This window comes from Roseovarius sp. CH_XMU1461, from assembly GCF_037027165.1.
GTDB classification, from domain to species: Bacteria; Pseudomonadota; Alphaproteobacteria; order Rhodobacterales; family Rhodobacteraceae; genus Roseovarius; species Roseovarius nubinhibens.
The window spans coordinates 23121-39420 of record NZ_JAYMDV010000008.1 but is presented as its reverse complement, the minus strand read 5'-3'; the positions used below and the strand labels follow the sequence as shown (position 1 = coordinate 39420).

Annotated in this window: 16 protein-coding genes and 2 pseudogenes; 10 read left to right on the top strand and 8 right to left on the bottom strand. The window is 59.8% G+C overall.

The window, feature by feature from the left end:
- Positions 1-6: 6 nt before the first annotated feature.
- The 6 genes from WA237_RS16595 to WA237_RS16570 are packed head-to-tail and all read left to right on the top strand — an operon-like array spanning position 7 to position 5974.
- Positions 7-789 carry a ZIP family metal transporter gene (locus WA237_RS16595; RefSeq protein WP_088716098.1) on the top strand — a complete coding sequence of 261 codons (783 nt, stop codon included), beginning with the start codon at positions 7-9 and terminating at the stop codon, positions 787-789.
- A gap of 28 nt (positions 790-817) precedes the next feature.
- The gene (gene lspA, locus WA237_RS16590; RefSeq protein WP_009815490.1) at positions 818-1276 is read left to right on the top strand and encodes a signal peptidase II; all 459 of its coding nucleotides are present in this window, start codon (positions 818-820) and stop codon (positions 1274-1276) included.
- Positions 1243-2856 (top strand): apolipoprotein N-acyltransferase, encoded by a 1614-nt coding sequence (gene lnt, locus WA237_RS16585; RefSeq protein WP_336098960.1) that lies wholly within the window; start codon positions 1243-1245, stop codon positions 2854-2856. The genes lspA and lnt overlap by 34 nt, the downstream gene beginning before the upstream one ends.
- Positions 2847-3014: a hypothetical protein gene (locus WA237_RS16580; RefSeq protein ID WP_009815492.1), complete on the top strand. Its 168-nt coding sequence runs from the start codon at positions 2847-2849 to the stop codon at positions 3012-3014. The genes lnt and WA237_RS16580 overlap by 10 nt, the downstream gene beginning before the upstream one ends.
- A gap of 24 nt (positions 3015-3038) precedes the next feature.
- Positions 3039-4976, top strand: coding sequence for a penicillin acylase family protein (locus WA237_RS16575; protein WP_009815493.1), 1938 nt, complete (start codon positions 3039-3041; stop codon positions 4974-4976).
- Positions 4973-5974, top strand: coding sequence for a cytochrome c oxidase assembly protein (locus WA237_RS16570; RefSeq protein WP_009815494.1), 1002 nt, complete (start codon positions 4973-4975; stop codon positions 5972-5974). Before WA237_RS16575 ends, WA237_RS16570 begins: the two co-directional genes overlap by 4 nt.
- A gap of 219 nt (positions 5975-6193) precedes the next feature.
- Here WA237_RS16570 and WA237_RS16565 read toward each other — a convergent pair whose 3' ends face one another.
- The 3 genes from WA237_RS16565 to WA237_RS16555 all read right to left on the bottom strand — a co-directional run bounded on the left by WA237_RS16565 (position 6194) and on the right by WA237_RS16555 (position 9565).
- Positions 6194-6706: a L,D-transpeptidase family protein gene (locus WA237_RS16565; protein ID WP_040618649.1), complete on the bottom strand. Its 513-nt coding sequence runs from the start codon at positions 6704-6706 to the stop codon at positions 6194-6196.
- A gap of 182 nt (positions 6707-6888) precedes the next feature.
- A complete protein-coding gene (locus WA237_RS16560; protein WP_009503851.1) occupies positions 6889-7176 on the bottom strand; it encodes a TFIIB-type zinc ribbon-containing protein in 288 nt (95 codons plus the stop codon).
- Positions 7177-7210: 34 nt separating this feature from the next.
- Positions 7211-9565 carry a heavy metal translocating P-type ATPase gene (locus tag WA237_RS16555; protein WP_040618650.1) on the bottom strand — a complete coding sequence of 785 codons (2355 nt, stop codon included), beginning with the start codon at positions 9563-9565 and terminating at the stop codon, positions 7211-7213.
- A 182-nt stretch (positions 9566-9747) separates the two neighbouring features.
- Between WA237_RS16555 and WA237_RS16550 the strand changes: the two genes are divergently transcribed.
- The gene (locus tag WA237_RS16550; protein WP_040618662.1) at positions 9748-10032 is read left to right on the top strand and encodes a hypothetical protein; all 285 of its coding nucleotides are present in this window, start codon (positions 9748-9750) and stop codon (positions 10030-10032) included.
- Positions 10033-10057: 25 nt separating this feature from the next.
- Here the strand turns inward: WA237_RS16550 and WA237_RS16545 are convergent, their stop codons facing one another.
- Positions 10058-10723 carry a L,D-transpeptidase gene (locus tag WA237_RS16545; protein ID WP_040618651.1) on the bottom strand — a complete coding sequence of 222 codons (666 nt, stop codon included), beginning with the start codon at positions 10721-10723 and terminating at the stop codon, positions 10058-10060.
- 248 nt (positions 10724-10971) lie between these two features.
- Between WA237_RS16545 and WA237_RS16540 the strand changes: the two are divergent.
- Positions 10972-11348 (top strand): annotated as a pseudogene (locus tag WA237_RS16540) (transposase); the annotation flags it as partial.
- Positions 11349-11470: 122 nt separating this feature from the next.
- Here WA237_RS16540 and mntR read toward each other — a convergent pair.
- A complete protein-coding gene (gene mntR / locus WA237_RS16535; RefSeq protein WP_009815500.1) occupies positions 11471-11923 on the bottom strand; it encodes a manganese-binding transcriptional regulator MntR in 453 nt (150 codons plus the stop codon).
- Between the two features lie 116 nt (positions 11924-12039).
- Here mntR and WA237_RS16530 point away from each other — a divergent pair, with 116 nt between their 5' ends.
- Positions 12040-13248 carry a multicopper oxidase domain-containing protein gene (locus WA237_RS16530; RefSeq protein ID WP_336098954.1) on the top strand — a complete coding sequence of 403 codons (1209 nt, stop codon included), beginning with the start codon at positions 12040-12042 and terminating at the stop codon, positions 13246-13248.
- Positions 13245-14426 (top strand): metal transporter, encoded by a 1182-nt coding sequence (locus tag WA237_RS16525; protein ID WP_009815502.1) that lies wholly within the window; start codon positions 13245-13247, stop codon positions 14424-14426. Before WA237_RS16530 ends, WA237_RS16525 begins: the two co-directional genes overlap by 4 nt.
- Positions 14427-14763: 337 nt before the next feature.
- Here WA237_RS16525 and WA237_RS16520 read toward each other — a convergent pair.
- The 3 genes and pseudogenes from WA237_RS16520 to WA237_RS16515 form a co-directional block, all read right to left on the bottom strand.
- Positions 14764-15042: pseudogene (locus WA237_RS16520) on the bottom strand (hypothetical protein); the annotation flags it as partial.
- 282 nt (positions 15043-15324) lie between these two features.
- On the bottom strand, positions 15325-15423 hold the full coding sequence (locus WA237_RS18680) for a cation transporter (protein WP_083780974.1): 99 nt from the start codon (positions 15421-15423) through the stop codon (positions 15325-15327).
- 135 nt (positions 15424-15558) lie between these two features.
- Positions 15559-16293: a DsbA family protein gene (locus tag WA237_RS16515; RefSeq protein ID WP_336098952.1), complete on the bottom strand. Its 735-nt coding sequence runs from the start codon at positions 16291-16293 to the stop codon at positions 15559-15561.
- Between the last annotated feature and the right edge of the window lie 7 nt (positions 16294-16300).

The following is a 16300-nucleotide window of genomic DNA, read 5'->3' as shown; positions in this document are numbered from 1 at the left end:
CCGCCCATGGAAAATCTGTCTCCGATAATGCTCGGCTTTCTCGGAAGTCTCGCCGCCGGTTCGCTCACGGCAGTCGGAGCAGCTCCCGTGCTGTTTGGGCGCATCCCGTCCCGGGCCACGCGCGATCTGTCGCTCGGCTTCGCTGCCGGTGTCATGCTGGCCGCTTCCTTCTTTTCGCTGATTATCCCGGCACTGGATGCGGCAGAGCCGATGTTCGAAAACGGCGCGATGCCTGCGGCCATCGTATGCGTCTCGATCCTTCTGGGCATGGGCGCTGTCGCCCTGATGAACGAAAAGCTGCCGCACGAGCATTTCAAGACGGGACGCGAAGGGCCCGAAGCGGCGTCTTTGCGGCGGGTCTGGCTGTTCATCATCGCGATCACGATCCACAACTTCCCCGAAGGCCTCGCGGTCGGGGTCGGCTTCGGATCCGGAGGTATGGAGGGCGGTCTGCCGCTTGCTGTCGGCATCGGGCTTCAGAATGCGCCCGAAGGATTGGCCGTCGCTGTATCTCTGCTGGGCGAGGGATATCCGAAGCTGCGCGCCTGGGGCATTGCGGCGCTAACGGGCATGGTCGAGCCGATTGGCGGTCTGCTCGGGGCCGGCATCATCACACTGTCGGAACCGCTGCTTCCATGGGGACTGGCCTTTGCCGCGGGCGCAATGCTCTACGTCATCAGCCACGAGATTATCCCCGAAACGCATCGCAGCGGCCATCAGAACAGGGCAACGCTCGGACTCGCAGTCGGGCTCGTTCTGATGCTGTTCCTTGATGTCTGGTTGGGATGAGGCAATGTCATCATACAAAGTATCTCCGATGATCGGCGTCTTTGCAGCGCTTGCTGCGTTCGCGATCGATCAGATCACCAAAGCCATTGTCGTTGCGAATGCCGTCACTTTAAGCGCCGGGATTTCCGTGTTTCCGGGATTCAACCTCGTCTTTTATCGTAATGATGGCGTGACTTTCGGGATGCTGGGCGGCGCGCCGTTGTGGAGCCTCATCGCTCTCGCTCTTGCCATCTGTGTTTGGCTGGGGGTTATGCTGATTCGCGCCGAAAATGCGGTCGAAACACTTGCCTATGGCGCGATCATTGGCGGAGCCCTGGGCAATGTCATCGACCGTGTGCGGTATCGGGCTGTGACAGACTTTCTCGATTTCTACATTGGCACAACACATTGGCCTGCCTTCAACATGGCCGATGTATTTGTCGTCAGTGGCGTGGGGCTCTTGCTCGCCGCGCCATGGATCAGCGCGCGGCGTCCGATCAAGTCGTGAAGATGGAAATTCTGAACCGCATCGCTCTGCGCAAACCTCTGCTTTCGCGGATGACGCTTGGTTTCGCCGCCGGTGCGCTGACGGTTCTGACTTTCCCGCCTTTCTCGCTTCTCCTTCTTGTTCCCGTTGCCTATTCCGCGTTGTTTGTCGGTCTTCGCGATCTCTCCTTCGGGCGTGCTTTCCTCGTCGGCTGGGCATTTGGTCTCGGCCAGTTCGGTTTCGGGATTTCGTGGATTGCAGAGAGTTTCTACGTCGAGGCCGAGCGGTTTGGGGCGATGGCAATCCCGGCCGTCGGGGGATTGTCCGCAGGTCTCGCGATTTTCCCGGCCATTGCCGCAGCGCTCTTCGCCGAAATCGCGCGGCGCGGAGCCATGGGCAGTCTCTTGGCCTGCCTCGCGTTCGCGACCTCCTGGACCGTGGCAGAGTGGTTGCGTGGTCACGTTCTGACAGGGTTTCCGTGGAACTTGGCCGGTTACGCACTTGTAGACTACGCCGCCCTTCGCCAGACCGCCGCCTGGGTCGGAAGCTATGGGTTAAGCTTTCTCAGCGTGTTCGTCGCGGCACTTCCCGGCGCGGCTGTCATGACGTCCGGGCGGCAACGATTGACCGTTTCGCTCATGGCACTGGCGGGCATCGCGACGATGTGGGCTGTCGGCACGCTTCGCCTCCAGTCGGATGCACAACAGCCACCCGGTGTCGACCTGCGCATCGTCCAGGGCAACATTCCACAAGAAGAGAAATGGGCGCCCGAGAACCGCGAGGCGACCTTCGCGCGCTATCTCGAACTTTCTTCCCGCCCCGGCAATTTCGACGTTCTTCTCTGGCCGGAAACCGCCTTTCCGGGTTTCCTCGATGAGGATAAGAGGGCGCGGGCCCGGATTGCCACTGCGCTACCGGAAGGCAGCGTGCTGCTCACCGGAGTGCCGGACCGTGTACCGAGCGAGGATGGCACCCGATATTTCAACACGGTCCAGGCTTTTGGCGATACCGGCAAAATCCTGACCGGATACGCGAAACACCATCTCGTACCCTTCGGCGAATATGTGCCATTCCGCGGCTGGTTGCCCATCGAGCGGCTCACGGCGGGTCTGGGCGATTTTACGCCCGGACCGGGCCCGCGAACGCTTGCGCTTCCGGGTGTGCCGCTGGTCGCCGTGGCGATCTGCTATGAGATCATCTTCCCAGGGCATGTGGTCGACGACCTGTTCCGGCCGGACTGGATTTTCAATGCGACCAACGATGCTTGGTTCGGAACCAGCATTGGACCGGAGCAGCATCTCGCCTCCGCACGCATGCGCGCTGTCGAGGAAGGGCTTCCCATCGTCCGGGCCGCAAACACAGGGATCTCCGCGATCATCGACGCAAACGGTGACCTCGTCGCGCGGCTCGGCAACGGAGAAACCGGTGTCATAGATGCGGCTCTGCCCTCTGCTCATCCGTCAACGCTCTATGCGCGCTTCGGCGACTGGGCGCTGCTGGCTCTCATCTTCACTACTTGGGCCGTGGGACTGGCTGCAGGTCTGGTCGGCACACACCGGTGCAACAAGAGAACAAGAACGGAGAAAAAGTCATGCTGGTAATCGCGGGCATTGTCGCGGGTGCGATCTGGGGTGGATATCTGGCGCGACGCCGAAAAGGAAACCGGCTGGATATCCTCCAGTATGCGGCGAGTTCGGCGATCGCCTTCGGTCTTCTCACCTATTTCATATCGGTGGTCCTCTTGCGCATCTTTTTTTAAGAAGGGTTTCGAAACAGCACCGACATGAGACGGCTTTTCAACATATTGCTGTACGGGTTTCTGGCAATCTGCATCACGGTATCGGTTGGTTCCGGGTTGGTCTATTTTCTGCTGAGCGCATCCGTTCCCGATTACGACGAGGACTTCACGGTCGCAGGCTTAGGCGGACCGGTCGACATTCTGCGAGATTCTTCGGCAGTCCCGCACATCTCCGCAGCTTCCGCTGCGGATGTTTACTTCGCGACCGGCTTCGTTCACGCCCAAGACAGGCTCGGTCAACTGTTAAGGGCAAGGCGAAAAGCGGAAGCTTCGTGGCCATCGGATGAGATCTTGGACCTTGAGCCAGCGGTCTCAGACGCGCTCGCATCCTATGCCGCCGGCGTTAATGCGTGGCTGGAGCTAGTGTCGGAAGGCGGGCGTGGCCGAGGCTCTCCGGAGCTGCTGATCGCAGACGAACGGTCGATCGCGGCCTGGACACCCGGCGATAGCCTGAGGATTGCCCGGTCTTTCCTGAATGGCCTGCGACCGGGAAGCGCACGGGAAGGAATGCCGAGTATATCAGGTGCCATTATACCGGCGGATCGCCTGAGAGTGCCCGAACTGTTTGCGACTGATCCGGAGCAGCGCCTTGATGCATGGGCGATCGACGGCGACCGAACAGCGACCGGAACGCCAATTCTAGCCGCCGATATCAGCGGTTCCCTGTCGCTTCCCTCGGAATGGTATCTCGCAGATCTTCAATTTTCGACAGGGCCGGCCATAGGGGCCACAATACCGGGCGTACCTTTCGTTATTGTCGGTCGCAATGCGCGCGTCGCCTGGGCCTTCCGGTCATTTCCCGTGCCAGACGAGGAGGCACCAAGGGGGCCGTCACCCGTGCGGGCGGCAGGTTTCCTGACGATGCTGGAGCTGTTCGCGCGTTCGGCCGACGCGATCGATGCCATCGGAGTTGCCGCAGACATGTTGCCGAAGGGCATGGAGGCATTGGCCATTGACCGAGAGACCGTTGCCCGATGGCCAAGAGCGGAGGCCGTACGGGCGTCGTCTTTTCGCGACATTCGACTGGCGGAGCTTGAAGCGCGGCAATCGATCTTCTCGACGGAAGGCGCCATCGGTGTTCAAAGGGACACCGTAAGTTCCGTGGCGCGAACCCTCCTGCCCCTGATGGCGAAAGAGCTTTGGTTCGTGCAGTCCAGAGACAGCATCGAAGGCACCGATGCGGACAGCCTTCGTCGTGAGCTTCTGGACAGGCTTGCCTCGTGGAATGGCGAAATGGATCGCTATTCACCGGAACCTCTGCTGTTCTGGACCTGGGTCCGGGCTTTGCAGCAGCGCATTTTGAAGGACGAGTTTCCGACAGCGGAGCAACTCTGGACCCGTCCGAACCCAAACTTTCTTTATGCGGTACTCAGCGATCGTCGCGGTAGCGCGATCTGGTGCGACATCCGCCTATCCTCACCTCGCGAGACATGTGAGGAGCAGGTTCGCGTGGCCCTGGATGATGCCCTTGGCTGGCTGGTCGATCGATATGGGCGCGATCCCTCGACGTGGACCTGGGGGGAGGAGCATAGATTGGACATGCAGTGGTCGCCAATCAGTTCACGTGGGTTGCTGACCGACCTGCTGTCCCTTCAAGCGCCGATTTCAGGCGATCCGTATACGCTATTCTTGACATCATTTGGTGTCGAAGAAGACCGTCCATTCCTTGTGAGTGCCGGAAGCAATTTTCAGGCGGTCATGTCGATATCGGAAGCAGCGGGATCATACTACATCTCGCCCACCGGACAGTCGGGACATCCGCTATCTCGATTCTACGACAATCTCTTTCCCTCCTGGATACGAGGCGAATACCTGGCCATGTCGACCGATCTGTCACTGGCCCGTGGCGGCGCTTCCGGGATCTCGCGACTCACACCGGCTACCTCGGACAGTCCTCGGATGAGCGAGGGCCAGAGCGAATGATCACGAACCTCTTCTTTCTTTACGACCCTTTCGGCGATGCGCTGTCACCGGTGTCGCTCATTGTTGTCGGCCTTACAGCATGGCTGTTTTTGCGTGGGCTCAAAATACACGTTCGCTGTCTCGGAAGGGTTTCTGGCTGGCGTCGAACCGTCTTCTTTGTCGGCCTCGCAGTCGTCCTCGTCGCGACGAATGGGCCGCTCCCGCCATTGGGGCACAGTCTGTTTTCTGTACATCAGGTCGAGCATCTTCTTCTGCGACTGGTAGGACCGCTTCTTATCGCGGTTTCTCAGCCCTGGCTTGGCCTTCAAGCCGGATTGAAAAGGGAATGGCGCCGACGCCTTGCCGCGATTGGGCGTGCGCGCATCCCGCGATTCTTGGCGCTTCCTGCATCTGCCACCTCCCTGTTGATTGGCGCGCTTTTCGTCTGGCAGATCCCGATGATCTACGCCCTTACACAACGTATTGCGGCGATGGAAGCGCTGGCACATCTGTCTATGGTGCTGGCGGGGCTTTGGTACTTTGCTATGCTGTTCGATCCGCGTGATCCGCCTGAAGGAGCGCGGCGCGGTGCTCGACTGATGTCAGGGTTCGTGGTGATCGTTTCCAACATCTTTCTGGGCTCCCTGACAACGCTCAAGGAGGTGCCCCTCTATGGATCAGAAATCATCGCAGCGAGCGGTGGTCGACTTCGCGCCCTGGCTGACGAGACAATCGGCGGCTACGTAATCTGGGTCCCGTCGTCGATGGTTCTCATCGTGGCAATCATCCTGGTGCTGAACGGCTGGAACGCAGCGGAGGAACGGCGCTGGACGTCCCGCTACGACCTGATGCGCCAATCGAATGCGGCGGCGCTCGAGTTTCCGGAAACCGCGGAGGAACTGCGTCTGAAAGTAGAGAAGCCGAACCGGGACATGGGCCGTACCCTCGCCCTTGGCGCATTCGCCATGTTCATGGTTGTCATGATTACCGTCGTGACCATCGTCTATGCCCTCGGATAGATTGAATTCGACATGATACCAGACGTATTCTTCCCCGCTAGGGCCCGCCTGTTTCGCCACTGCCACGGCTGGACACATATTGTAGTGTCCTTACGCGTACCGGGTGCTTGCGCTGGCCCACGGCGGCGAGCGTCACTTTGGCCGTGATCGCCATCGAAGCGATCAACGTGGCCCTGTGCCGACGATTTGCCTGATCTGACGGAAGATCATCTCCTCCCATCAGGCGTAGATGTCGATCGGTGTTCCGTCTTTCACCATTGCATAGATGTCCTCGATCTGCCGATCTGTGACCGCGATGCAGCCAGCTGTCCAGTCGCGGACGTCCGTTGGGTCGATGCCTGGGCGTGGACCACCATGGATGAAGATGTCGCCGCCGGGGGAAAGGCCCTGCGCTTCAGCAAAGGCGATGTCGGCCTCATTCGGATAGGAGATGCCAACCGAAAGATGATACGTACTTTCGGGGTTGCGCTTATCGACTACGTAAGCGCCCTCAGGGGTCCGGCCGTCTCCCTCGAATTGCTTGTGACCCTCAGGAGCGAAACCCAGCCCGACCGGATAGGTTTGCAATACGCGATCGGCTCCGTCCAGAACAAGCAAACGCTGCCCCTTGTAAAGCCGAACACGGGTCACCTCGGGTCCGCCATAGCTGCGGAACTTGCTGGCACAGCCAGACAAAAACGCTGCCAACCCGCCCAACAGGACGGCGCGGCGGGGAAATCGGATGGTTTTCACTGCTCGATGCCTCTTTCGTGAGGTCTGATATGGACATTACGTTACCTTGCAAATGCTGCGTGATCAATGTCCGTGGGCAAGCGCGGCCTTTGCCATCTCTGGACCAACCTGCTCACCGCTGAATGCCTTGCGGGCCTACCGCAGCGCCTTGAGGGCGACCGGCAGGGAGGCCACGGCAAGCCTTAATCGAACAACTCGTGAAGCCAGGATTTGCGGCGATAGCCGTGCTTGCCGTCGCCGCCGCCGTGCTTTCCGCGCCGGTAGCCGCGATCATCGTCGTAGCCGCGCGGCTCAGGCACCCGCTGAGGCGCCACATCGGGTGCCGAACGCTCGATGATCTTGTCCAGTTCGCCCCGGTCTAGCCAGACACCCCGGCAATCGGGACAGAAGTCGATCTCGATCCCCTGGCGGTCGGTCATGCTCAAGGGCACCTCGCAAACCGGACACATCATCCTGCCCTTCACGCTCATGTCTCGTCTCGGCTCCTTTCCGGGTTCTCCCAGTTCAATGACCATGTGCCAGCGCCCCTTTGGCCAAGCCTTCGCCAACCTGCTCACCGCCGGACGGCGGTGCCTTGGCCTCTTGGCTGTTCAGCAGGCGCAGGGCGTTGGCCACCACCAGCAATGACACTCCTACATCGGCTGCAATAGCGCCCCACATCGATGCCACTCCGAACGCAGTAGCGACGACGAAAACGCCCTTGGTCGCCAAGGAAATACCGATGTTCTGATGGATAATCGACATTGTCCGGCGCGAATGACCGATCAGCCAAGGCACCTTGCCGAGATCGTCGGTCATCAGGGCTATATCCGCCGTCTCGATTGCCGCGTCCGAACCAACGGCACCCATTGCGATGGCGTAATGCGCGCGCGCCATGGCCGGGGCGTCGTTGACCCCGTCGCCGATCATGGCCACCATGTCATGCGTTTCGACCAGTTCTTCGATGGCAGTCACCTTGTCTTCGGGCAGAAGCTCGGCACGGACCTCGTCGATGCCGACCTCGGCTGCAACAGCGCGCGCTGTCCGCTCGTTATCACCGGTCAGCATGACGATGGTCTTCACACCCTGCGCGTGAAGCTGCGCCACGATGCCTTTGGCATCCGGGCGGATACGGTCGCGCAATTCCAAGATGCCGGTGACACCGGTGTCGTCGCCCACGGCAACAAGGGTGCTGCCAGCCCCTTCGATGCGGTCGCGCAAATCCTTCGGAATGGCGTCGCCGAAACCCTTCTCCTCGGCAAACCGGTCCGACCCCAGCCAGATCGACCGGCCGTCTGTGCGTCCTTCAAGTCCCCTGCCCGGAACGGTTCGGGTATCTTCCGCGGCGGATACCTTGATGCCGTCGGCTTCTGCCCGCGCAAGAATGGCGCGCGCCAAGGGATGCGAGGAACGTGCCTCCAGCCCAGCGGCGAGGGTCATCAGATCTTGCGCCGATGCTTTGCCCAGCGGATGCACCGCCGCCACCTCGGGCTCGCCCATGGTGATCGTGCCGGTCTTGTCCATGGCCAGTGCAGTGGTCTTGCCCGGTGCCTCAACATATGCACCGCCCTTGATCAGCACCCCGGCCCGCGCTGAGGCGGTGAGTGCAGCGACGATGGAGACCGGTGTCGAGATGACCAGAGCGCATGGGCAAGCGATCACCAGCAGCACGAGTGCATTGTAGAACCAATAATCCCAGGCCCCCCCGAAAATGAGCGGCGGCAGCAGGGCAATTGCAATGGCGAGAGCCATGACGATAGGCGTATAGATGCGGGCGAATTTCGCCACCCACTGCTCCACCGGCGCGCGGCGGGCATGGGCGTCACCGACCATGCGGATGATCTTGGCCAATACGGTGTCCGAGGCGGCCTTCGTGGCGCGCACCGTCAGTGTGCCTTCGCCGTTGATCGTACCGGCATAGACTTCGTCGCCCCGTTCCTTTGGGACCAGCGCACTCTCTCCGGTGATTGGCGCCTGATCGACGGCCCCTGCCCCATCGACAACCTCACCATCCAATGGGATGCGGTCTCCGCCGCGCACGACGAAACGTGCGTTGATAGCAACCGCGGAAGCCGGTACGTCCGCTTCCGAACCGTCATCATAAAGAATTCTTGCCGTCGGCGGCGCCAGGTCCAGCAGAGCTGAAACCGCATTCCTCGCACGCCCGACGCTCCAGCTTTCGAGGAAAAGCGAGAGCGAGAAGAAGAACGCAACCGTCGCCGCCTCGAAAAATTCGCCGAGGCTAATTGCACCCGCGACTGCGATGACCATGAGCAGGTTCATGTCGGGCGACAGCCGCCGTGCGGACGACCATGCCTTGGGCGCCACGAGCCAAACACCGAACAGGATCGCAACCGCGAATAACCCTGCCTCGACCAGTGGCATCGGCGCTTCGCCGTGCCCTGCGAAGAGGCCGAGTGCCCCCCCCATGCCGGTCTCGATGATGTGCCACAGAAATCCCGCGGCCCAGAAGCCGCCGCTGAGCGCCGTAAACAGCCGCTGGCGTGCAAGATGGGCCGCCTGGTCGACCGACGCGTTTTCGGCATCCCAAGGCTTGGCGGTCATGCCGGTGCTTGCGACCAGTTCTGCAATTTCGCCGTTCGATACACTCTTGGCGCTGTCGAGAATAGTCATCCGTCCATTGATCACGTCGAACGCAAGATGTTCGGCCCCGCCGATCTTCGGGCCGACCACCTTGTTCAGGATTGCTACCTCCTCGGCGCAATCGAGGCCGGACACCTGAAAACTGCGCCCGCCCGCTGGCGCGGGGGTCGCCGGAACGGTGTCGCCGCACGTTCCGGCGCTCCCGCAGCAGCTGCCGCCGCTTGTCTGGGCATCTTCGGCGTGATCGTGGTCGTGACGATGGGTGTCGGACGGCATGAATGGACCTCTGGATTCGGGTGCTTTACCATGACATAGCCCCTACAGTAGCTAGAGCTTCAAGAGCAAAATACGGTGGTAATTCAGTTTGATTTATTGCTAGAGGATGCGGTGACCGGCTCCATCACGCCTTGAGGCATGAACAGCCGCTGCAAAGAAAAACAGACATGAAAGGAAGCTTGATGCGGGTTTTGATGCTGAAGCAAAAAATGATGGTCGCAGTGGCGCTGTCGCTTACGGCCGGGTGCGCAGTCCAGCCGACTGGACCGGGCGACGCGGCAGACCAGCCGGGCAACGTTCCCGAAGCCGTGATTGCGATGGCTGCCCCGGATCAGAATGTTGCGACCGCGCGCTTGGTGCCGGAAGACGGCTGCTATTGGTACGAACACAGCGGCCCCGTCGAAACGACCTTGCTGCCGCTGCGCACGGCGAACGGCAATCGTATCTGCACCCCTCGCGAAACTTAGCTACGTTTGCCGACCGCTGCTTGGCTTAGCTGCGGGCAGTGACGCTGTCCTCTGCCGAGTAAAGATAGGCCGTAGAGCCGGTTTCGACGTTCAGGTAAAGGTCATTGATATGGGCCATAACCATCCGTACGCAGCCCGAACTTGCGCGGCCACCGATACTCCGTGGGCTCGGAGTGCCATGGATGCGCAGAAGGGTATCGCGATCCCCGACGTAGAGATACAGCGCCCTTGAACCAAGCGCGTTTTCCGGTCCGGGTTCCATGCCATCGGCAATGTCAGCATAAAGTTCGGGGTCGCGATTGATCATGCTCTGTGTCGGTTGCCAGTGCGGCCACCTGACCTTGCGCTTGATGATATAGACACCCGGCTCATAGAGGTTCCCCCGCGCGATGGCCACGCCGTAGCGCATCGCGGTTCCACCCTCTTCAATGTGGTAGAGATATCGTGCGACCGCGTCGACATGGATATCTCCCGGCACGAGACCGGCCTTCGCGACCACACGTTGCGGTAGGAACCGCGGGTGCAATCCCCATGGGTTGGAAGTCTCGGCAACATAATCCTGAGGCGTCACCTGTGCGTCCCATTCAGCCTTCTGAGCCTCGGTGGGCCAAGTGTCGGCAAAAGCCATACCGGGACCGGTCACCGAAAAAAGCGCCGTTGTTGTCTGAATGAAGTGTCGTCTTGTCAGCATTTTGTACCCTTTCGGTTCCCGCCGGCGATTGATGGCAAGAACGGTATGTGTTCTCATTGAATAGATAGGACTTCTAGTGGCTAGAGGTTCAAGGGCAAATTTTCGTGAGCAAACATGCGATCCTGGCAGTTTCCAGTTTGCTTGGGAGGAGAAAACTGCTCGCACGATACCTGGTCCGAAGTTGCGCAGCGACACTTCGTGAAATCGCAGATTGTCTGGAAATTTAGGCACAGCGGCTTCGATATCGCGACCATGAGATCGGGAGCGTCACGGCACACGGAACTTACGCCACTCGCAAATACTACGATGCCATCTCTGGCTCCGGCTCTCATTCCGTTATTTCACCCCGTAAGAACGCAAAGCTTGGATGGAGATCATAGCTGTAGCGGCGGCTCGTAATTAGGCCATACGGGCATCGCAGTATCTGGGCTGTGCGCTCTGGCGACAATGGAGCGGATATCCCCGCCGAAGCCGCGCCGAGACGAAGATGCAATGTGTGAAACTGCTTGGTCAGCCGCTCATCGCGTCGGACTTTGGCCGCCATGGTGCGAAGCTTCAGTTCCGCTTAGCAGTCGTCAACAGCTACACCGCCCTTGGCATCCCCGTCACAGAAGCTTTGGAATAAGTCCGTCCGGAGAATGGTTAACACCGCCTATCAGCCTATTTGTAGAACATTGCATCGAGGACCCCTCGATTGGTAAGTTAAAGTCTAAGGTCAACCCGCTTACTTCAACGGCAACCACCCGACTATGACCGCTGGGAAAACGCCGCGAACAGCGCAAGCGTCCGTTCGCTGACATGGTGCTCGATGCCTTCGGCATCGCGTTCAGCCGTCTCGGGGTCGAGCCCGAGGCTCAGGAGAAACCGCAAGACGATCTCGTGGCGGTGCCTGCATTCCTTGGCGAGCGCCCGGCCTTCCTCGGTCAGGAAGACCGAGCGATACTTCGCACGGGTGATCAAGCCGTCCCGCGCCAGACGGCCAAGTGTTTTTGCGACCGTCGGCGCAGTCACGCCCATCCGTGTCGCGATATCGACCGGCCGGGCCTCGCCGTTCTCGTGGATGAGTTCGGCGATCAGTTCGACATAATCTTCCGCCACTTCGCTGCGCCGCGCTTCGCGCACACCGATGAAGGCCTCGGCGCGTGATTCGACCGCACGTGCCTCTGCCTCGGTTGAATCAAGGTTCTCATCATCCGTCATGCCGTCACCCTCGCACGATCGGGATTGACTCGTAAAGCCTAAGCGATGATTATTAGCCGAAGCTAACTTTTTGCGCCGGGACTTTGGCCTGCGTGTCATCTGAGGGGACAACGTCCATGCCTGTCGATACCAGCAAGCGAGGGCGCGATGTGTCGTCCGCCGTGGAGACATCTCGGCCCACAGCGCCACCTGCGATGGTCACGGAGCCAGTATCGGCGTCGCGACGCGCGTTGTTGGTCGGCGGTCTGGTGGCTGCCGGCGGAGCGGCCGTGGCCGCGAGCCGCGCGCAATCCCAGGCAACGCCCGACCCGATGGCGGGGCATGCTATGCCCGGCGGGGCGGTCGATCCGTATTCGGCCCATGACAGTGGCATGGCGCATGGCAACATGACGATGGTCGGCCAGGTCGACCACGCCCGGAACGGGTTCGACCCGACGGCCATGCTGACCGACTGGGAGACCGGTCGCACCGAAGTCCTGCCGGATGGGCGCACGTTGCGAACGTTCGAGGTGGACGCCATCGACGTGGAGATCGAGATCGCTCCCGGCGTTTTCTTTCCCGCCTGGACGTTCAACGGCCGCGTGCCAGGCCCCGCCCTGCGAGCGAAGGAGGGCGAACGACTGAGGATCGTCTTTCGCAACCTCGGGTCACACCCGCATTCCATGCATTTTCACGGCATTCACTCGGCGCGGATGGACGGCGTTCAAGGCGCCGGGCTGATCGATCCGGGCGAGGAGTTCGTTTACGAATTCGATGCCAAGCCCTTCGGCTGCCACCTCTACCATTGCCATGCCCTGCCACTGAAACGGCACATGCACAAGGGCATGTACGGCCTTTTCGTGGTCGATCCGGATCCGGCGCGCCACCCCGAATTTGCGGCCGTTGCGGCGTCGCGTGTGCTGGGCAGCCCGGAAAACGCCGAATGGCAGGAACTGGCGATGGTGATGAACGGCTTTGACACCAATTTCGATGGTGAGAACGAGGTCTATGCCGTAAACACGGTCGGCCAAGCTTACATGAACGCGCCGATCCGGATCGACAAGTCGCGCCCGGTACGTATCTACCTCATGAATGCGACCGAGTTCGATCCGATCAACTCGTTCCACCTGCATGGGAATTTCTTCGACTATTACGACACCGGCACCCAGCTCACGCCGACCCTGCGCACGGTCGATGTGATCATGCAGTGTCAGGCGCAGCGCGGCATCCTCGAGTTCAGCTTCGCCGATCACGAGGACGGGATGTATATGTTCCATGCGCACCAGGCCGAGTTCACCGAACTTGGCTGGATGGGCTTTTTCGACTTGCGGGAGGCCGGAGCATGACCGATCATATTCAACGCAGCCGCCCGCCAATGACCCGTCTGCTTCTCGTCCTCGTGCCGCTGGCCGTCATGCTGGGCGCCTTTGTCTGGATCGCCTCGCTCGATCCCTTGCGCGGCTTCAACAACGGCGCCCCCCCGGTCGAGGCGCTGACCGTCGAACGGACGATCCTCGATGGGTCGGGGATATCGCTCAGGGCGCGCGCCGGCGGATCGGAGCCGATGGTGGTCGCGCAGGTCGCAGTCGACGATGCCTACTGGACCTTCACGCAGGAACCGGCGGGGCCGATTGCCCGAGGCGACGCGGTCTGGCTGCGTATTCCCTATCCGTGGGTTATTGGCGAGGCCCACCATGTCAACCTGCTGACGAACACAGGCGCGACCTTTGGGCACGAGATCGCGGTTGCTGTTTCGACGCCAAGCCCCACCTGGGGGCAACTTCGGCTCCAGGCGGTGATCGGGGCGATCGTCGGCCTTTTGCCGGTAGCGCTTGGCCTGATGTTCTATCCGGCCATGAAGGGCGTCGGGCGAAGGGGGATGAACTTTCTGCTGGCGCTGACGGTCGGGTTGCTGGCCTTCCTGCTGATCGACACCATATCCGAGGCACTGGAGCTATCGGCAGAAGCGGCCGCGATATTCCAAGGTTCTGCCATGGTCTGGCTGGCGGCGCTTACAAGCTTTCTTCTATTGATGGCTATCGGGCGCTGGCGCGGCAATCCGGAAGGCATCGCGCTTGCGTTCTACATTGCCCTCGGGATCGGGCTTCACAACTTCGGCGAAGGGCTGGCAATCGGCGGCGCATTCGCTGCCGGGTCGGCCGGGCTTGGCACTTTCCTCGTCCTAGGCTTTGCCTTGCACAATGTCACCGAGGGCATCGGCATCGCCGCCCCGATGCTTCGTGCCCGGCCAACGCTTTGGACGTTTGCCGCCCTTACCCTGCTCGCCGGTGGCCCGGCCATCCTCGGAATGTGGGCGGGCAGCCTCGCCTATGCGCCGCAATGGTCGGCACTGGCGCTCGCTGTCGGAGCCGGTGCCATTCTGCAAGTCATGGTCGAGGTCAGCGCCTACCTTGTACGTCAAAACGCCGACAGGCAGGCGGCGCTGATGTCACCAGCCGTACTGGTCGGGTTTCTGGGCGGCATCGCCTTCATGTATGCGACGGCGGCATTGATCAAGATCTGAGCGGTGATCGGCTGTTTCGGCCTCATGGGGCGGTCGCCCAGCACCATAAACTGACCCCGTTTTGTCCACGGGGAAATCGCAATTTTCGTGCCCCAGTTTGTGCGCCCAAGAGACTTATTCTTTCGTGATTTCGAAATGAAGAATTTGAGGCTAGAGCGACTCGAGGATCCACCTAGATATCACAGATAGGTGAAAACACTGCAAATCCATCTGACCACTATTGCTGAGCCGCCGTCGAAATCGACTGTCTGATATTTTTGTTCTGTCACGATTCTGGGCCTCCGTTGAACTATCAACAGATGCTACACACCAAAACGAGTGCTTCTTTAGAGGTGTTTCATGGCATCGCCCGCCACATGCGGAAACATTCCTTTCCGGTCACCTCGCAGATTAGACCTTGTGCTTCCATCCAAGCAAGGTTGCGCTGGACGGCGCCCCGGCTGGCACCGGTCAGGGTCTCGGCCATTGGAGCGGAGACGACGGGCCATTCGGTCAGCACCGCGCGCAATGCTGGTGGTGTCTTGCCAGAAAGCGGGGCCATCATGGTTTCCGCCCGCGCTGACCATGCCTGGATATCGTCGAGGTGCCGCATCGCGGTCAGGCATGCTATTTCCATATCGGCGTTGCGACGTCAATCGCCAGCGTGACCCAAGGCCGCCCAATTGGTGCCAGTTCTTTTGAGATATACCTGAACAAGCGGACGCAAAACGGCCGCCCCGCGCGCTTCCTCATCACCATCGGCAACAGAGTCGTCGCCATCATTCTCCATCGATATCTGCCGCACAAGTCTGTGAACTCTGTCTCAGGATTAAGGGCAAGAATATCGGAGCAAAAAGCAAAATCTCATATTCAGGGGCAAAGGACAGCCGTTGATCTTGTTGGATTTCTCATCTCACAGTTAAGGGCTACGCGACACCAGATTTACGTGCGTCTCAGAGACACCCAATACCGCGCTCAAAGCCTTTTCCACACGGCCAACACAAGATGAACAACTCATCTTTTGAGTGCCGTACGTGAATGATTTTTCGTTTTCGATATTGAGACCTCTTGCTCCGGACAACTTCAGAGATAGAGGGTCCAGCAGGCGGAAGGTCAAGGACTTTAAGGTGCGATTTCACAATCGTCGTCCGTTTCACTCGGGGACGAGGGCTGCAATCTTTTCAAGAAAGGTGCCGCGCTCGATCACACCGGGGATTATTTCATCACCCAATACGAACGTCGGCGTTCCAGTTATACCCAAAGCTTCTGCCAGACGCAGAGAGCCAGCAATGTGATCGTTCACCGGATCTGATTGCATGTCTGTTTTCAAAACTTCGAGATCGAGCCCCACATCGCCTGCAACTTTCATAACGCTTGCTTCAACGGCTTGCCCGTTCAATGCCATCATTGCCTCGTGAAACTGCTGATATTTACCTTGGTTTCTCGCGGCAAGTGACGCGCGCGCCGCAATTTCGGAACCGGGCCCTAGGATCGGAAATTCACGATAAATAATGCGGACATCCTTGCTTGTCTCCAGCACGGCTTTGACTTCAGGTGCTGCGCGGCGGCAATATCCACAGTTATAGTCAAAAAATTCGACTAGCGTGACGCTACCATCCAGATTTCCGAAGATGGGAGCGTTCTGTTCGAAGTCGTCGCGCAATTCAGTTAAAGCTGTAGACTGCGCTTCAGCAAGTGCTGCATTTTCACGTTCTTGTAGGATTGAGAGCGCTTCGATCAAGATTTCGGGTTTTTCCAAGATCGCTTCAAGCGCCAGACGCTTAATATCTGCCTCATTGAGTTCTTGTGCGGCCACAGTAGTGAAAGAAAATGCAGTGAAGACTGTTGCAAGAACAATTTTTGAAAGGTCGCGTCGCGCTGATAACATCTTAAAT